Below are 12,534 nucleotides of genomic sequence, written 5' to 3'. Positions count from 1 at the left end.
ATTGTGTCGCGTGAGACTTGTAGTTCTTCTGCGGTTTGTGTTTGGTTGCTTCGGGTGATTGCGTCTATGTATTGGGCGGTGGTTTCTCGTGTGAGTCCGTATTCTTCGAGTATTGTCTGTGGATTCATTCTGTGAGTTGGTTTACCTGGTCGAGTTTTATTAGAGGGGTTTTTCCACGCCTCAGAGTTCTTCAACTAACTAAGCCATTATCTTACTTATTACCTATATTATTTAAAAAGTTGTCTTACATTTAGAAGGATATACCACCTTGGGTTTATAAAGACTGAGGTATAATTACTAGTTAATGAAATGTGCATTTGGAAACTGCGGAAACCAGCACGATCTATGGATCAAACCCGATGCAGACAGTGAAGTTGTGCCGATATGCAACGGCTGCGCTGAGAATGAGAGCGAAAAATACCATCTCAGCTACGAACACAGCAAAGCCGTCGAAGAAGTAGAAGCATACATCGTTGCATACGATCCTGACACTGCCTTAGCCGAACAACTAATCGATATATCCGACGAACTCGAAAAAGCAGTACAGCAGTACGAAGGCAGCAAACAAGAACAAATCCAGAAACTGACTGACGCTAAGGAAAAGATCGACGACGCCATCAGCGAACTATAACAGGTGATTTAGAATGGAAGCTCCAGAAGGCTACAGGACGGTTGAAACACCGGATGACGACGTATACTACTGGAAGCACAAAGAGAAGGACGTTGATGTACGGATTCAGAAGTCCGGAGAAGATTACGACCTTGACCTGATCATCCACGGCGTAGTAAAACCAGTAGGATTCTACAAACTCTCCAGCGCAAAAACAGAGGCAAAAGGAATAATGGAAGAAAACCCGGAAGCCGAAAACATCGAACGCCACACCGCCTACTAACACCTATATGCCCGGCGATCCCCTTCAGGGCATCTGCCTTTATACATCAAGATTTAGAGTCTTTGGATTGATTCGGTGATGATCTCCGGGTTGATTTGTAGTAGTTGGGCTGCGTCTTCGAATACTTCTTGACTGACTGCTTTGTCGAGACGGGTCAAGTCCTGTTCTGATACGTGTTTCTTGACTCCGGTTTTCATTTCATTGTAGTCTTTGACGTACCAGAGTAGGGCGTGTAGGTCTGCGACATCTTTCACCCGTTTGTGGCTCTTATCTCGATCCGGGAGTGACCTGATTTTCATCGCTGCTAACAGTTCCGGAGGCACAATCCGTTTCTCAGGCTGAGGCGACCACGAAACGTAGTCCGACAACGGCTCACCAATACTCTCCTCAAACACTGATTCCAAGAGCGGTTCTGCCGGAGGTTTGAACCCAAATGCTTCCCGGAAATTTTCTAACTCGGCTGTATCCGGAATCACATCAACGTAGACTTGGAATACCTCATGCATGCCGTACTGGTTGGCTTCTTCTTCTGTGATGCGTTCCTGAGTATCTCGTAGAAAGTTCTGGACAAAGCCGAACCGGCTTTTCGTGTATCCAAGCTCCTCAATACCCATGATAGACTTGCCTACAGACTTCTCAACAATCTCTTCGTCGCTCCAACCGGTGTCTACGTGGACACCGAGGTCGATGTCTCTGGAACCGATGTATTCTCGTCCATGCTCCGACTGGAAACCTGGATTAACGTGGAGATGGACAGCCCAGCCACCAAGTAAACAGACAGGCGGCTCAACAACTTCAAAAACAGATTCGAGCTGCTGCTCAGACAACTCCGTAACCTGCGGAACATAGTACTGCCTCACCACTTTTGATCACCATGAAAAGAATCGATAAGCTTCTCAGCCGCTTCCCTGCACGGTCCGCCTTCATCAAGCAGATCGAGGATTAGTTGAGGGGTGGAAACAGTAGAGTATCCGTCTACCTTTCCTTCGTTGTAGAATACGTGGTCGTCGAGAACTCTGATACGGGTGTTCCCACCGCCAAGCAAACCTTTGTTTTCTACAACGCTAAGCCAGTCCTCGATCTGGTCTGGAGGGATATAGAAATCAGTCGTCGATGCGAATAGGAATCCCTGAGTCAAGTTCTCAGCCTGATACGTCGTAAACGCATACCGAAAATCCACTTCCTTTAACAACTCCATCGGCTGCTGAAGTGACACCTCCAACCGATTCGGCTCAATACGAATATCACTCCACAACCGATACAGTTCCACCGGCTTCAACACCTCAGTATCTTTGACCAACCCTTTCTCTTCCAGTTTCTCGGTGTATTCTCTGCACCAAGGCTCTGAAACTTCAGCAAGCTTCGACAACCGGTACTTCGTAATATCCTCGCCGGTATGGTTGAGAAGAACACGTAGAATACGTTCCTTCGTAATTCCACGTGTTTTCTCCGGCTTCTTCAACAACATAATACATAGGTAACTCTCTACCTTTAAATAACTAAGCTATGCATAGGTAACTCAACTACTTAAATAAGAAAACTATGCAACCACCTCAAAATCATGTTGCCTGATGAACAATCTACAGATTAGAGGTTATAGATACTAGGTCTAATCAGGAAAATATTCTGTGAAATCCGTTTCAGAATCATCAGCCGTCATTACAATTCCACGAGTGATGAGTGAGTCATCATCTTGGTCTTCATAATTCTCTTTCTCCTCTTCAGTCATTTCTCTCTTTTTCCAAGTGAGTTGGTCTCTTATCATTCCATCATCTGTGATGTGTTCAGTCATTCTTGCCTTCTTATCCTCTGGATTCTCAACGATAGATACCTCTCTTGTACCTGCGATATTGTCTACCACTCTTTGGCAAAAGAAGCCCCAATACGGTTCTCCAGCAATATGTTCACACTCGCTGTAGTCTTCGCCGCAGATAGAACAAAGAAAAGTTTCCACATAGAGCCCTGGACTATTGAAAGTTTGAGGCGGGAAAACGAACTTCTCAACCATCTCTAACTTCCCAAGATAATTCTCTACATTACATTGCTCGGCAAGATCATGAGCAGATCTAGCACTTTTCGCAGAATCCTGAGCGTCCACCAGTGCATTCCAAGCACTTCCCCAGTCTTCTTCTTTTAGATCTATCCACATCTTGAGTTCGTATCGGAGGGCTTGAATCATACACCTCAAAGCAAGAACCTGATTAGCAGCTTCTTCATCTCCTTGCTCAATCATCTCCATACGGATATCACCAGACTTCTCTAATAACTCAGACAGGCTCTTGATCGCTTCTTTCTGGTAACTTTCTCCACGAGGAAGAAAGGTAAACCTCTCACAGTCCTGAACCGTTTCAGTGTACTCCTCAACAAACTCTTCAATCGTCTTGTTCATCTTCCACCTCTACCCCGACAGTCGAAGCGATTTTATCTAAGACAGTCTCGATCTCTTCCGCAGGACCATTATATGTTATTCGAACGGTTTCCCCACTCTCGGTCTCCTGTTCAACAGTAAACTCAACATCTTGGTCGTACCTCTTAGAATAAAACCCTGACAACTTCTGAACAAGCCATTTGATCTGATCCCAATTATCTCTTACAACTGTGTAAGCGATATAAATTGTTGGAATAATAATTTCTTCAGACCGGAGAACCAGTGTCGAAGTATCTTCCTCAACATCCAAAGAAACATAGTCAATACCGTTCTGCTCCAGCAATTTTCTCACTGTCTCCGTGCCATCAGGATACACCACGAACTGTTGAGAATTGTGCTCATCAATACCAGACGGAACCACAGAGATCCCATCCGGGGGTTCAGCATCAACAGATCGAAAACCCTCCTTAGCTCCTGAAGCCTCCTCAATCTCAATACTCATACGAGAACACTCGAAATCAACAATCAAATATCAATGGGTTGTTGACTTTCACTTCCGGGACAAGGCTATGAAAACCAGCCCAGGATCAGGTCATACCAGTACTAAACAGGTTGGACTGACGGTTTTGAATCAGGCTTCAATCACTGAACGACTTAGTATTGTACAGGGATTACGCGCAACTAGAGAATAGAGGGGAGAGGCGGAGTGTTGTTAGCCCATTTTGTCGAGAGCTTCTTGCCGGTCTTCGACTGGTGCTTGGTCGTATCTCATCGTGGTTCGTTCATCCTCATGTCTCAACTGCGATTGTGTGGCTGCGAGTCCTTCTTCCCGTGTCATTTGTGTACCGACTGAATGCCTGATCGTGTACCAAGTCATCTCACGGTTCTCGTAACTAATCCCAGCCTCATCACACAGGTTCTTCATCAAGTAGCTTAACGAGTCGCTGCTGTACGGGTTGCCACGGCGCGTCAACCACAACTCATCACGCCCACTATACTTATCGTACTTTTCGCGTTCCTCCAGCCATTTCTCCAGTGCGGTTGCTGTTCTATCCGTCAACGCGACAACCCAGTTGTTCTGGTTTTTACTGGAGTCCTGCTTCGGAATCCGCAACACGTTATTCTCCAAGTCCACCCAGTCTACAACAGCCCGCTCCACCTCAATCGGACGCAGACCGGCGTCAAGACTCGTCCAAACCAATGACGGGAACTTGTAACTATTCGCCCTGCCCCAGTGCTTCTTCTCCACCTTGTTCTTCGGCAACTCAAACCGCTGCGCCAAGTAACTCTTCCACTCATCCCGCTCCTCCTTAGTCAGGTTGGAGTAACTGGGAATCGACCCGTAGCTCAGTGCCGCCTCCCTGATTTTGATGCGTTCTTCTTTGGACAGGAAGTCTCGTGGCTGGTGGGTGGAACCGTTGTCGTAGTAGCTGATCTCCGGATTCCAAGTACTGCCGCCACGCCGATGAGTCCGGAACTTCATCTCACGCTTCACCGACTTCTGAAGACTTGCTTTGTACGACTGCTGCCAGTCCTCAACCGCGATATGCTGCATGTACTGATCCGCGTGATCCGTAGTAATTTGTAAGGTGTAGCCGTCTTCGGCTTCGTCCCAGATGAATCGGTGGAACTTGTCGATCTGGTAGACTGCGGTCTCGACGGTATGGCTGCTGTAGCCTTCCGCTTTGTCTACGTTCTTGCCGATGTTTAGCAGCCAATCCACCAGTTGCTGCATGTAGTTCTCGTAGTCGGTGAGTTGTCGGTCGTTCAATCGTTTCTTCGTTTTCTCCGGTACTGCTTTGACTTCGTTTTGGTTGCTCATATGATAATGTATTAGCCCTGATATTTTTAAAGGGTGTACGCCGTCTGGCGATTTTGTCACGGTAGTTTTCGGGAAGCCGTGAAACGATGTTACCTTTGACTGAACAACCTAAGAAAACCGCAGTACAGCACCGCGATGAAGGTCCAGGGGCGAGAATCGAACCCGCGTCTCAGCCTCCACAAGGCTGAAGGATAGTCCACTACCCTACCCCGGACACGCATCCAATCGTATTCCACTCGGGAAGATATACGTTACGACTCGGGGACTCCGCGGCAACGGCTGGCATCCAGCGAGCGACCGCCGAGCGCGACGTTTTTGTCGTCGCCCCCGCTACAGCCGGGTAGTTGTGGCCATAACGGACAAGATCTACGTCAAAAACCACCGACAACTCGCCTCGCAGTTGGACACCAGCTTCCCGAAAAGCGCGTTCGCGGGGGCGACACTCGACTTACTGTTCACCGGCGACAGCCTCGCCAAACTCGACAGCACAACGCGTGACCGCGTGCTTGATTTCTCCGAAGACTTCCTCGATTGTAGCTGNGAGTCNNACCCCTACTGCGGCNNCCCGGAGCGGAAGTTCATCCGCTATCTCCTCGAACTGCGCGAGCAGGGGCTCGGCCCGGACGCCATCGTCGACGTGATGGGCGACGACTACATGCTGTACGCGTACCCCGGCGACATTCTGTCTTTCCTCGATNANNCNGTCCGNNCGCTGGAGGCCGCTGAGGCACTGGCCGATATCGAAGACACGGGCCGAAGCGACGAGATTCGGACTGCAAAACGAGATCTAACAGGCTAATTAGCCGAGGCGGAAGGTCGGTTCGTCTTCTTCGTCCGTACCAACCTCCGAATCGAGATCCTCCAACCGGACGATTTCCTCCTCGTCTTCGGTTTGCTCGTCGAGCCGGTCGTGGAGATACGTCACGTACTGCTTGTGTTCTTCGAGCTGTTCGCGGAGGTGGTCGGCTTCGAGTTCGAGGCGTTCGTGTTCGCGGACGAAGCTCTTCGGGACTTCGACTTTCGGCGGGAAGGCATCGGTGTCTTCGACATCATCGATCCGCGCTTCGGGCACGACTTCGACCTGCCCGTCGTGGGCGACGAGCGTTTCGACGTACTCACGGAAGACGGCCGACAGCGAGATGTCGCGCTCCTCGGCGATCTCCCGCAGTTTCTCGAAGGAGTCCTCGTTGACGCGGAACGAGATCGTCTTGTTTTTGTTTCCCATGGTGATTCCTCAGTTGGTCACTAGTGATGGGCGTGAATACTTAATGATTCGTCAGACGCGGCGAAGACGCTCAGCGTTGTCGACGCGTCAAAAACGGAAAAACCGGTGTCGAAACTGAACTGCTGCCGGCTGCGATTACGCCTGCGGGCTCGGGTCGGCCGCATCGACTGCGTCGGCATCGGCGTCGTCGCCGGCGGCATCCGAGTTTCCACCGTCGGTATCGGCATCCACGTCGTCGAGTTCGTCCGTTGTTTCGAGGCTTTCCAGTCCCTCGATCACGGTGTCCTTGTACTGCGAGATATCGTCGCCGTACTCCTCGCTGGCCATCCGGGCGTACTCGTTGCCAGCATCGTCGAAGGCAGCGATCCGGTCGAGCGTCCGGTCGGCCGTCTCGACAACCCACTGGTCGCGCGTCGCGGCGTCGACCTCGGTGATCGATTCCGGGCGGACGGAGACGTTGATCTCGCCGTCGTCGGTCTCGTAGGTCCGCGGTTTGCCGACGACTGCGACGTAGGCCGGCGGTTCGAGGTCCCGAAGCGTGCTCGCGGCCTCAGGCTGGTACTGACCGGCGTAGACGAAGAACGTCCCCGTCGGATCGACGATCCGGCCGCGCCAGTACTCGTTGTCCTCGCCGANGTCTTCGGTNTCGGTNAGCGTCCCGACGACGAAGACGCGGTTCGCCCGCTCGCCGGTCGGCAGCAGCGCGTAGACGGGCGCGCGCTCGTCGTCCGACTCCTTGAACGTGTAGCCGGCGTCGTTGAACTCNNNGGCGAACNCNCGNNGNGCGACCTCGCGGCTGACGGATTCGGATTCACTTTCGCTCATGTTAGATCGACCTCGCTTTAATCAGCACGCTTTCGGCATCCGCTGGCCCGTCGTGCTGTTCGAACTCGTTTGCGAGCACGTACTGGCCGAGCGTCGGTCCGGTGACGGTGTAGTAGCGGCCGAGAATGTCGGCGCGCATCTCGTCGGCAACGACCGTCGTATCGAGGGCGTCTTTGGCGAGCTGTTTGGCTTCCTCCAGCTCAATCCCGGTCAGCTCCTCGGTCGCCTCGCGGTTGAAGATNACNTCNTGNACCTCGNNGCCNTCNTCGAGGACGCCCTTGATGCGGAGGTCGAACTCGCCGTCGCCCTCGCCGTGTTCGCTACACCGGCCGTTCTGGAGGACGCGGGTACAGCCGTCCTCGGGACAGCGTTTGATGAGGCCGCTGCCGGACTGGATGTCGACGAGTGCCCCCTCGACGACCACGTCGTCGTCGCCGACTTCGATCTCCTCGTCGAGTTCGGTGATCGACGTCGTTCGGTTCAGTTTCACGGAGTAGGTGCCCTCGTACTCGTCGGTGACGACGTTNNNGAGNNCGTAGCNCTTGCCTTCCTCCAGTTTCTCCAGTTCGGAGGTTTTGAACGCGACGAATTTGATCGTCCCCGATTCGTCGCCCAGCAGGCCGACCTGCGAGATGGAGTCGCTGCGGGGATCCCAGAGGTCGACCAGCTTGACGCGGAGATCGACCCACTGCTCGTCCTCGTCGATCTCGTTGACCAGCACTTGGTCGCTGCCGCCTTGGCTGATCTCCTCGCGGTCGATGCCGGCCTCTTCGAGGTAGCTGTTTCTGACGCTCCGGGTCGCCTCGTCGAGCGGGACTTGGTACTCCTCGACGAGCTGTTGGAGCTTGGATTCGACCTCGTCTTCGGTGACGTCGACGTGGTCGGAGAACTGTTCAGCAATCTCGGCTGCGTGTGTCCGCAAGTCTGTCATGGTGGTTGCCTCCGCGGTGTTTTCAATGGGAGACATACGGTGGTTGGTGCCCCATCGTATAAAAGATATTGGGCGCACACTGAAAGTGAAATTCGCAAGCAAGCGTCGGGTGAAAGACTCACTGCGTCAGACAGCGACGCCACCAGCAACGAACCTATACCGACTGCCGCCGAAGACGACCTATGGACGAGCGGCTCGAACGCTTCCTGCGGGACCGACTGCGGGATGTCGGCCGGGGGTACGAACGCACTCGCACCGCCTTCAGCGAGGGGAAAGCCGAGACTGGCGACGACGCGAGCGCGTCGTTACCGACCGACGACGCCGGCCGTGCGAAACTCGTCTGTCGCCGCCACGCCGAGAAGCGCGCCGTCAAACTCGACGACGAGGACCGCCCCGCCTGTTTCGATGCCGACCACACCGACTGCGTTGGCTGCGTCGAAGATATCCACGCCGGGCGGATCGAGACGTGGTGAGAATTAGCGGCTCGACTGCCGCACCTGCACCGACCCGTCGGCGGTCACGCTGACGAAGAGCCGTTTTTTGACGTTACGCCCTTTGACTGCCGCGGAGGCCCTGTCGCTGATGAGGGACATTAGATCCGGCGCGGTGTAGCTGACCTTGACATCCGCTTCGTCGGCCGCGTCGTAGATCAGGTTTGGAACCCGGTAGAGGTCCGTGTCGGCCGGAATCTCGACCCGGACAGGAGCTGAGAGGGATTCGGCGAAGCTGACGGTTTCGCTCGCTTTGGCGATGTTTTCCCGCGCGCTACCCTCGATATTCGAGACGTTGGCCCGGGAGGTCCCTAATCGCTCGGCGATATCGAGTTGGCGGAGTCCCTGTTCGCGGAGGGCGAGGACTTCCGCTTGGCGGGCCGTCAGCACGTTCTCCTCGGCGTCGAAGCCGGCTCGGTCGAGGAGGTCGCTCACGTCGATATCGGCGGCCGCGTCGTCGGCATCGCCCGGTGAATCGTGGTCAGCCGTCGGTGATCGTTCCTCGTCGCCACTGTCGGTCATTAGTGCCCTTTTCTCGGTGAGTTGCAAAAAGGTACAGTCTCGCCTGTCCACGGCGCGAGTGGGCTACCCGCCCCAGAAGTTCTCGCGGCTGCCGAGCCGGTCGCGGTCGGGGCGGTCCGGCCCGTCGTCCGCGTCTTCTTCGCTGGCGTCGTCACCCTCCCCACTGGTGTCCTCGTCGGCTGGCTCCTCGTCGTCAGCGGCCTCCTCAGCGGCTTCTTCGTTGTCCTCGTCTTCCATTGGGAGGCGTTCGACGATCTTCTTCGCGCGGGCGTGGCTCCCTTTCACCCGGTCGATCCGGACTTTCGCGCGGGCCGGCGGGAGCAACCCGTCGACGAAGACGATGAAGCCGTCCTCGGTGCTGCCGACGCCAGCCCCGCTTTCATGGATGTCGTCAACGGCGACGACGACCTCTTGGCCGGGCTTGACCGGCTGCTGTTTGAGTTCGTCGATTGGCATGCCGTAGTGTTGGCACCACTCCGCGCCGCCGCGGTTCTCATCGTAGTGTTGACACCCCATTCCTTGGATCCGCTCGGAGAAGCTCGGACAGTCCTCGGCCAGTGGACAGTTGGGCATACCGGATCGTAATAAGGGGCCCGTCTAAACGCTTCCGCTGACGAGCCGAACACCTCAGGCGTGCTGACCGGCACCGATCCGCGACACGTAGCCACAACTCAGAACTGCATCGAGGGCAGATCCGACCGACGCGTCCGGTCGGCTCGCTCGCGGTCCCGGTAGGCGACGACACGGTCGGCGATTGCATCCTCCATCGCTCGCATGAACGCATCGACCGTGTTCCCCATCAGCATAACCGGCTGGTCAGCTGTGAGGAGTTCCTTGAGGACGGTCGCGGCGTCCTCGTCGTCCTCGTGGACGGTGACGGACACGTCGACGTTGCGAGCGAACGTCCCCGTGTCGGCACCGCCGACATGGACGTGGTCGATGCAGTCACGCTCGGCCAGCAGGTCGATGTAGTCAGCGAACGATGCCGTCCGGCCACGGCGGTCGAAGCGAAGATAGACGAACGGCAGGATGTTCTCGCCGTCGACGAGCGAGCGACGGACCATCTCGGTGCTTTCGACATCGTTGACCTCAGCAGCGTTGAATAGCCGGCCGCCCTCCAGGTGGACCCACTCGGGTTGGATCTGTTCGATGAAGGCATTGAGTTCGGCGGCCGGAACGGGTGTTTCGCCCACGGCTTGCAGGGCCGTGTTGACGGCGTGGACGGTTTCCGCCCCGAGCAGGCCGCGGTGGCGTGCGGGCACCTCGACCTGTTCGATAGTTCCGCCGCGGGCCTCGATTTCTTCTCGCATGTACTCGTGGAGGGCCGGATGCTGTTCGCCGTTGACGACATGGGTGCCGGCCGGGACGGAGCGCGACAGCGAGCGGGCGATATCCTGTCGCCGCTTTCCGAGAGTATCGTTGTGGTCCTGCCGGACGTTCGTCATCAAAATTACGTCTGGCTGGATGAACCGCTGATTGACGATCCGCGTGGTGTACTCCGAAATCGCCTGGTTCTCGAAGATGCCGACCGCCTTGGAGTCGAACTCGCCGATCCGCGGGCCGAACTCGCGGATGACGTTGACGTTCTCGTAGAGCGTCGTGCGTGGCCCCTGCCGTTCGATGGGGTGGACGCGCCCGTTGCGGATAATCACCGGATAGTTGCCGGTGATTTTGGTGAACGTGTCGTACCCTCGGCGGTTGAACACGTCGTCGAGGCGACGGACGGTCGAGGACTTCCCGCGGGATCCCGAGACGATAATTCGGGTGTCGAACTGCGCGAGGAAGTCTCGGTGGCGACGCCCGCGGGTGAGTTCCTTGAGCAGCCCGGTGATCGAGGGGCGGCCGACCTCGACGGCCTCAGTCGGGCCGCGCCACTCGTATTCGGAGCCGACGTTGTAGACCGGCAACGCACCGACACCCAGTTCCTCGAATCGCTCGATTGCCGCTCGGGCGTCGGCCTCGCTCGGGTAGCGTTGGCCGCTGTGAGCCAACACGCTGTCCGGCGTTTCGAGTCGCCACACCCAGTCGTCGTCCTCCCAGGACTCACCCGAGGGAGCGAGGTCCTGTTCGACGACGAACCGTGGTTCACGAACGTCGACCGCAGCGAAAGCGATTTCCTCGCCACCGAGTTGGGCGAGGGCTGCCCGTACGCGGTCGATTTCGGCCCTGGTCTCTCGGGAGTCGTCGTCGTGGCGACCGCCGGTCGCCAGCACTTCCGGCCCGTCTCGCAGTCGCCACGTCCAGCCGAAGCCGCGGCCGTAGACCTCGTAGCCGGTCTCGATCACGTTCCATCACCCTCCGAGAGCACCGAGCCCTCAAGGACGACCGCATCCGAGGGCTGGCGGACCGTGATATAGCGGACATACGACAGTGCGACCAGCACTACCGCAGCGGCGACACCGACCAGCGGGAGGGTGACGGTTTGTGGGAACCCGCGAGTCGGCGGTGTGGCGAGCAGGCCGAGACAGAGCAGTGTTGGAACGAAGACGGCGACTTGCAGCGGCAAGACGAGTTTGTTCTCACGCGGGGCGGTCGCATGCGCGCCATACGCGCTCACGCCGGCAATGATCGCGGTGAAAAACGCCGTGAGCCCGCGGTCGATGGGTAACGCCAGCGTAACCGGCAGCGTAGCGACCAGTGCGACGGCGGCCCCGACGCCGAGCAGGACACGCCCGTAGCGCAGCGTCACGCGGTTGATCGTCGCCATCGTGATCGTCCCAACGACGAAGACGACGGCATAAAGCAACAGAAACCACACGTTGGTAAAGACAAAAATCGCCAGCAGTGTCGCCGTTATCACGCCGATACGAACGTCGTACCAGCGACGAAACGTCTCGGCGAGGAAGAGTCCGACCGTCAACACGCCGACGGCGATGAGCCGCGGAATGACGACCGGTTCCGGCTCGATCCCGACGACGGCGTTTTTGAACACCGCGATATCGGCGGCCGAACTGAAGAGGATCGGCGGAGTGAGCGTGCCGTAGGCGGCGGCCATCGCCGGCGTGACGAGCAGCCAGCCGGCCGCCAGCAGCGCGACGAACAGACCAACGGTGCCGAGCAGATCCGCTCGCCGGTACTCCGGTTTGAGTTGGTGGAGGTTGTAGGCTGCCAGTCCCGGTAGGATGCTCCCGACAAAGACGGCCGTCCGTGTCTCGAAGACCGACCCCCCATTGCTGGTCGCTGCGACGACGACCACGACCGGAATGACCATCCCGATCAGGATCGCCGCAGTGAGTTCGTCGCGGCCGTACAGCAGCGTACGGCGTTTGAGCAATGCGAGTCCGAGGAAGGCGAGGACGGTACTGCCGACGAAGACGGGCAGCATGAGTACGTTGGTCAGTGTGTAGACCGTCAGGATCGGCACCGTGATCGTGCCGCCGAGTCGGTAGCCGTAAAACTGGGTGACGACGGCGACCGCGAGAAAGCCGACCGCGGCCAGCGTCGTTGCGACCCACAT

At 56.5% G+C, this 12,534-nt stretch carries 16 protein-coding genes and 1 tRNA gene; 4 read left to right on the top strand and 13 right to left on the bottom strand.

All coding sequences use genetic code 11. The features are described from left to right. The first annotated feature begins 304 nt into the window (after positions 1–304). Together EGH24_RS05970 and EGH24_RS05965 are read left to right on the top strand one after the other, a co-directional pair. Positions 305–631, top strand: coding sequence for a hypothetical protein (locus tag EGH24_RS05970; protein WP_142979243.1), 327 nt, complete (start codon positions 305–307; stop codon positions 629–631). Positions 632–644: 13 nt separating this feature from the next. Next, positions 645–893 (top strand): hypothetical protein, encoded by a 249-nt coding sequence (locus EGH24_RS05965; protein WP_142979242.1) that lies wholly within the window; start codon positions 645–647, stop codon positions 891–893. Positions 894–946: 53 nt separating this feature from the next. Here EGH24_RS05965 and EGH24_RS05960 read toward each other — a convergent pair whose 3' ends face one another. The 6 genes from EGH24_RS05960 to EGH24_RS05935 all read right to left on the bottom strand — a co-directional run bounded on the left by EGH24_RS05960 (position 947) and on the right by EGH24_RS05935 (position 5,297). Continuing rightward, on the bottom strand, positions 947–1,753 hold the full coding sequence (locus tag EGH24_RS05960) for a nucleotidyl transferase AbiEii/AbiGii toxin family protein (RefSeq protein ID WP_221886709.1): 807 nt from the start codon (positions 1,751–1,753) through the stop codon (positions 947–949). Next, on the bottom strand, positions 1,750–2,361 hold the full coding sequence (locus EGH24_RS05955) for a hypothetical protein (RefSeq protein WP_142979240.1): 612 nt from the start codon (positions 2,359–2,361) through the stop codon (positions 1,750–1,752). Before EGH24_RS05955 ends, EGH24_RS05960 begins: the two co-directional genes overlap by 4 nt. 141 nt (positions 2,362–2,502) lie before the next feature. Continuing rightward, positions 2,503–3,282 (bottom strand): hypothetical protein, encoded by a 780-nt coding sequence (locus EGH24_RS05950; protein WP_142979239.1) that lies wholly within the window; start codon positions 3,280–3,282, stop codon positions 2,503–2,505. After that, a complete protein-coding gene (locus tag EGH24_RS05945; protein WP_142979238.1) occupies positions 3,266–3,763 on the bottom strand; it encodes a hypothetical protein in 498 nt (165 codons plus the stop codon). The genes EGH24_RS05950 and EGH24_RS05945 overlap by 17 nt, the downstream gene beginning before the upstream one ends. Before the next feature lie 210 nt (positions 3,764–3,973). After that, positions 3,974–5,083: a tyrosine-type recombinase/integrase gene (locus EGH24_RS05940; RefSeq protein ID WP_142979237.1), complete on the bottom strand. Its 1,110-nt coding sequence runs from the start codon at positions 5,081–5,083 to the stop codon at positions 3,974–3,976. 141 nt (positions 5,084–5,224) lie between these two features. Next, a tRNA-His gene (locus EGH24_RS05935) sits at positions 5,225–5,297 on the bottom strand. A 132-nt stretch (positions 5,298–5,429) separates the two neighbouring features. Here EGH24_RS05935 and EGH24_RS05930 point away from each other — a divergent pair. Continuing rightward, entirely contained in the window at positions 5,430–5,882 is a 453-nt protein-coding gene (locus EGH24_RS05930; RefSeq protein WP_142979236.1) for a DUF5814 domain-containing protein, read from the top strand. Here EGH24_RS05930 and EGH24_RS05925 read toward each other — a convergent pair whose 3' ends face one another. The 3 genes from EGH24_RS05925 to EGH24_RS05915 all read right to left on the bottom strand — a co-directional run bounded on the left by EGH24_RS05925 (position 5,883) and on the right by EGH24_RS05915 (position 8,064). Continuing rightward, positions 5,883–6,308 carry a ribbon-helix-helix protein, CopG family gene (locus tag EGH24_RS05925; protein ID WP_142979235.1) on the bottom strand — a complete coding sequence of 142 codons (426 nt, stop codon included), beginning with the start codon at positions 6,306–6,308 and terminating at the stop codon, positions 5,883–5,885. Positions 6,309–6,443: 135 nt separating this feature from the next. Beyond that, positions 6,444–7,133, bottom strand: a complete 690-nt coding sequence (locus tag EGH24_RS05920; protein ID WP_142979234.1) for an RPA family protein — start codon at positions 7,131–7,133, stop codon at positions 6,444–6,446. A gap of 1 nt (position 7,134) precedes the next feature. Further along, complete coding sequence (locus tag EGH24_RS05915) at positions 7,135–8,064, bottom strand: replication factor A (protein WP_142979233.1); 930 nt, start codon at positions 8,062–8,064, stop codon at positions 7,135–7,137. Between the two features lie 182 nt (positions 8,065–8,246). Here EGH24_RS05915 and EGH24_RS05910 point away from each other — a divergent pair, with 182 nt between their 5' ends. Beyond that, a complete protein-coding gene (locus tag EGH24_RS05910) occupies positions 8,247–8,537 on the top strand; it encodes a DUF7091 family protein (protein ID WP_142979232.1) in 291 nt (96 codons plus the stop codon). Between the two features lie 3 nt (positions 8,538–8,540). Here the strand turns inward: EGH24_RS05910 and EGH24_RS05905 are convergent, their stop codons facing one another. The 4 genes from EGH24_RS05905 to EGH24_RS05890 all read right to left on the bottom strand — a co-directional run bounded on the left by EGH24_RS05905 (position 8,541) and on the right by EGH24_RS05890 (position 12,534). Next, a complete protein-coding gene (locus tag EGH24_RS05905; RefSeq protein ID WP_142979231.1) occupies positions 8,541–9,077 on the bottom strand; it encodes a Tfx family DNA-binding protein in 537 nt (178 codons plus the stop codon). Positions 9,078–9,140: 63 nt separating this feature from the next. After that, positions 9,141–9,650, bottom strand: coding sequence for a TRAM domain-containing protein (locus EGH24_RS05900; protein ID WP_142979230.1), 510 nt, complete (start codon positions 9,648–9,650; stop codon positions 9,141–9,143). A gap of 98 nt (positions 9,651–9,748) precedes the next feature. Next, positions 9,749–11,362 (bottom strand): Mur ligase family CapB protein, encoded by a 1,614-nt coding sequence (locus tag EGH24_RS05895; RefSeq protein WP_246057904.1) that lies wholly within the window; start codon positions 11,360–11,362, stop codon positions 9,749–9,751. After that, a complete protein-coding gene (locus EGH24_RS05890) occupies positions 11,359–12,534 on the bottom strand; it encodes a poly-gamma-glutamate biosynthesis protein PgsC/CapC (RefSeq protein ID WP_142979229.1) in 1,176 nt (391 codons plus the stop codon). The genes EGH24_RS05895 and EGH24_RS05890 overlap by 4 nt, the downstream gene beginning before the upstream one ends.

It is taken from the genome of Halonotius terrestris (assembly GCF_006861665.1).
Taxonomy (GTDB): Archaea; Halobacteriota; Halobacteria; order Halobacteriales; family Haloferacaceae; genus Halonotius; species Halonotius terrestris.
This window is presented reverse-complemented; position numbering and strand designations above follow the sequence as displayed.

What these genes read in the sequence shown, in the direction of transcription:
- EGH24_RS05970 (WP_142979243.1), top strand. Translation starts at nt 305, where the DNA reads ATGAAATGTGCATTTGGAAACTGCGGAAACCAGCACGATCTATGGATC.
- EGH24_RS05965 (WP_142979242.1), top strand. Translation starts at nt 645, where the DNA reads ATGGAAGCTCCAGAAGGCTACAGGACGGTTGAAACACCGGATGACGAC.
- EGH24_RS05955 (WP_142979240.1), bottom strand. Translation starts at nt 2,361, where the DNA reads ATGTTGTTGAAGAAGCCGGAGAAAACACGTGGAATTACGAAGGAACGT.
- EGH24_RS05950 (WP_142979239.1), bottom strand. Translation starts at nt 3,282, where the DNA reads ATGAACAAGACGATTGAAGAGTTTGTTGAGGAGTACACTGAAACGGTT.
- EGH24_RS05945 (WP_142979238.1), bottom strand. Translation starts at nt 3,763, where the DNA reads ATGAGTATTGAGATTGAGGAGGCTTCAGGAGCTAAGGAGGGTTTTCGA.
- EGH24_RS05940 (WP_142979237.1), bottom strand. Translation starts at nt 5,083, where the DNA reads ATGAGCAACCAAAACGAAGTCAAAGCAGTACCGGAGAAAACGAAGAAA.
- EGH24_RS05925 (WP_142979235.1), bottom strand. Translation starts at nt 6,308, where the DNA reads ATGGGAAACAAAAACAAGACGATCTCGTTCCGCGTCAACGAGGACTCC.
- EGH24_RS05910 (WP_142979232.1), top strand. Translation starts at nt 8,247, where the DNA reads ATGGACGAGCGGCTCGAACGCTTCCTGCGGGACCGACTGCGGGATGTC.
- EGH24_RS05905 (WP_142979231.1), bottom strand. Translation starts at nt 9,077, where the DNA reads ATGACCGACAGTGGCGACGAGGAACGATCACCGACGGCTGACCACGAT.
- EGH24_RS05900 (WP_142979230.1), bottom strand. Translation starts at nt 9,650, where the DNA reads ATGCCCAACTGTCCACTGGCCGAGGACTGTCCGAGCTTCTCCGAGCGG.
- EGH24_RS05890 (WP_142979229.1), bottom strand. Translation starts at nt 12,534, where the DNA reads ATGTGGGTCGCAACGACGCTGGCCGCGGTCGGCTTTCTCGCGGTCGCC.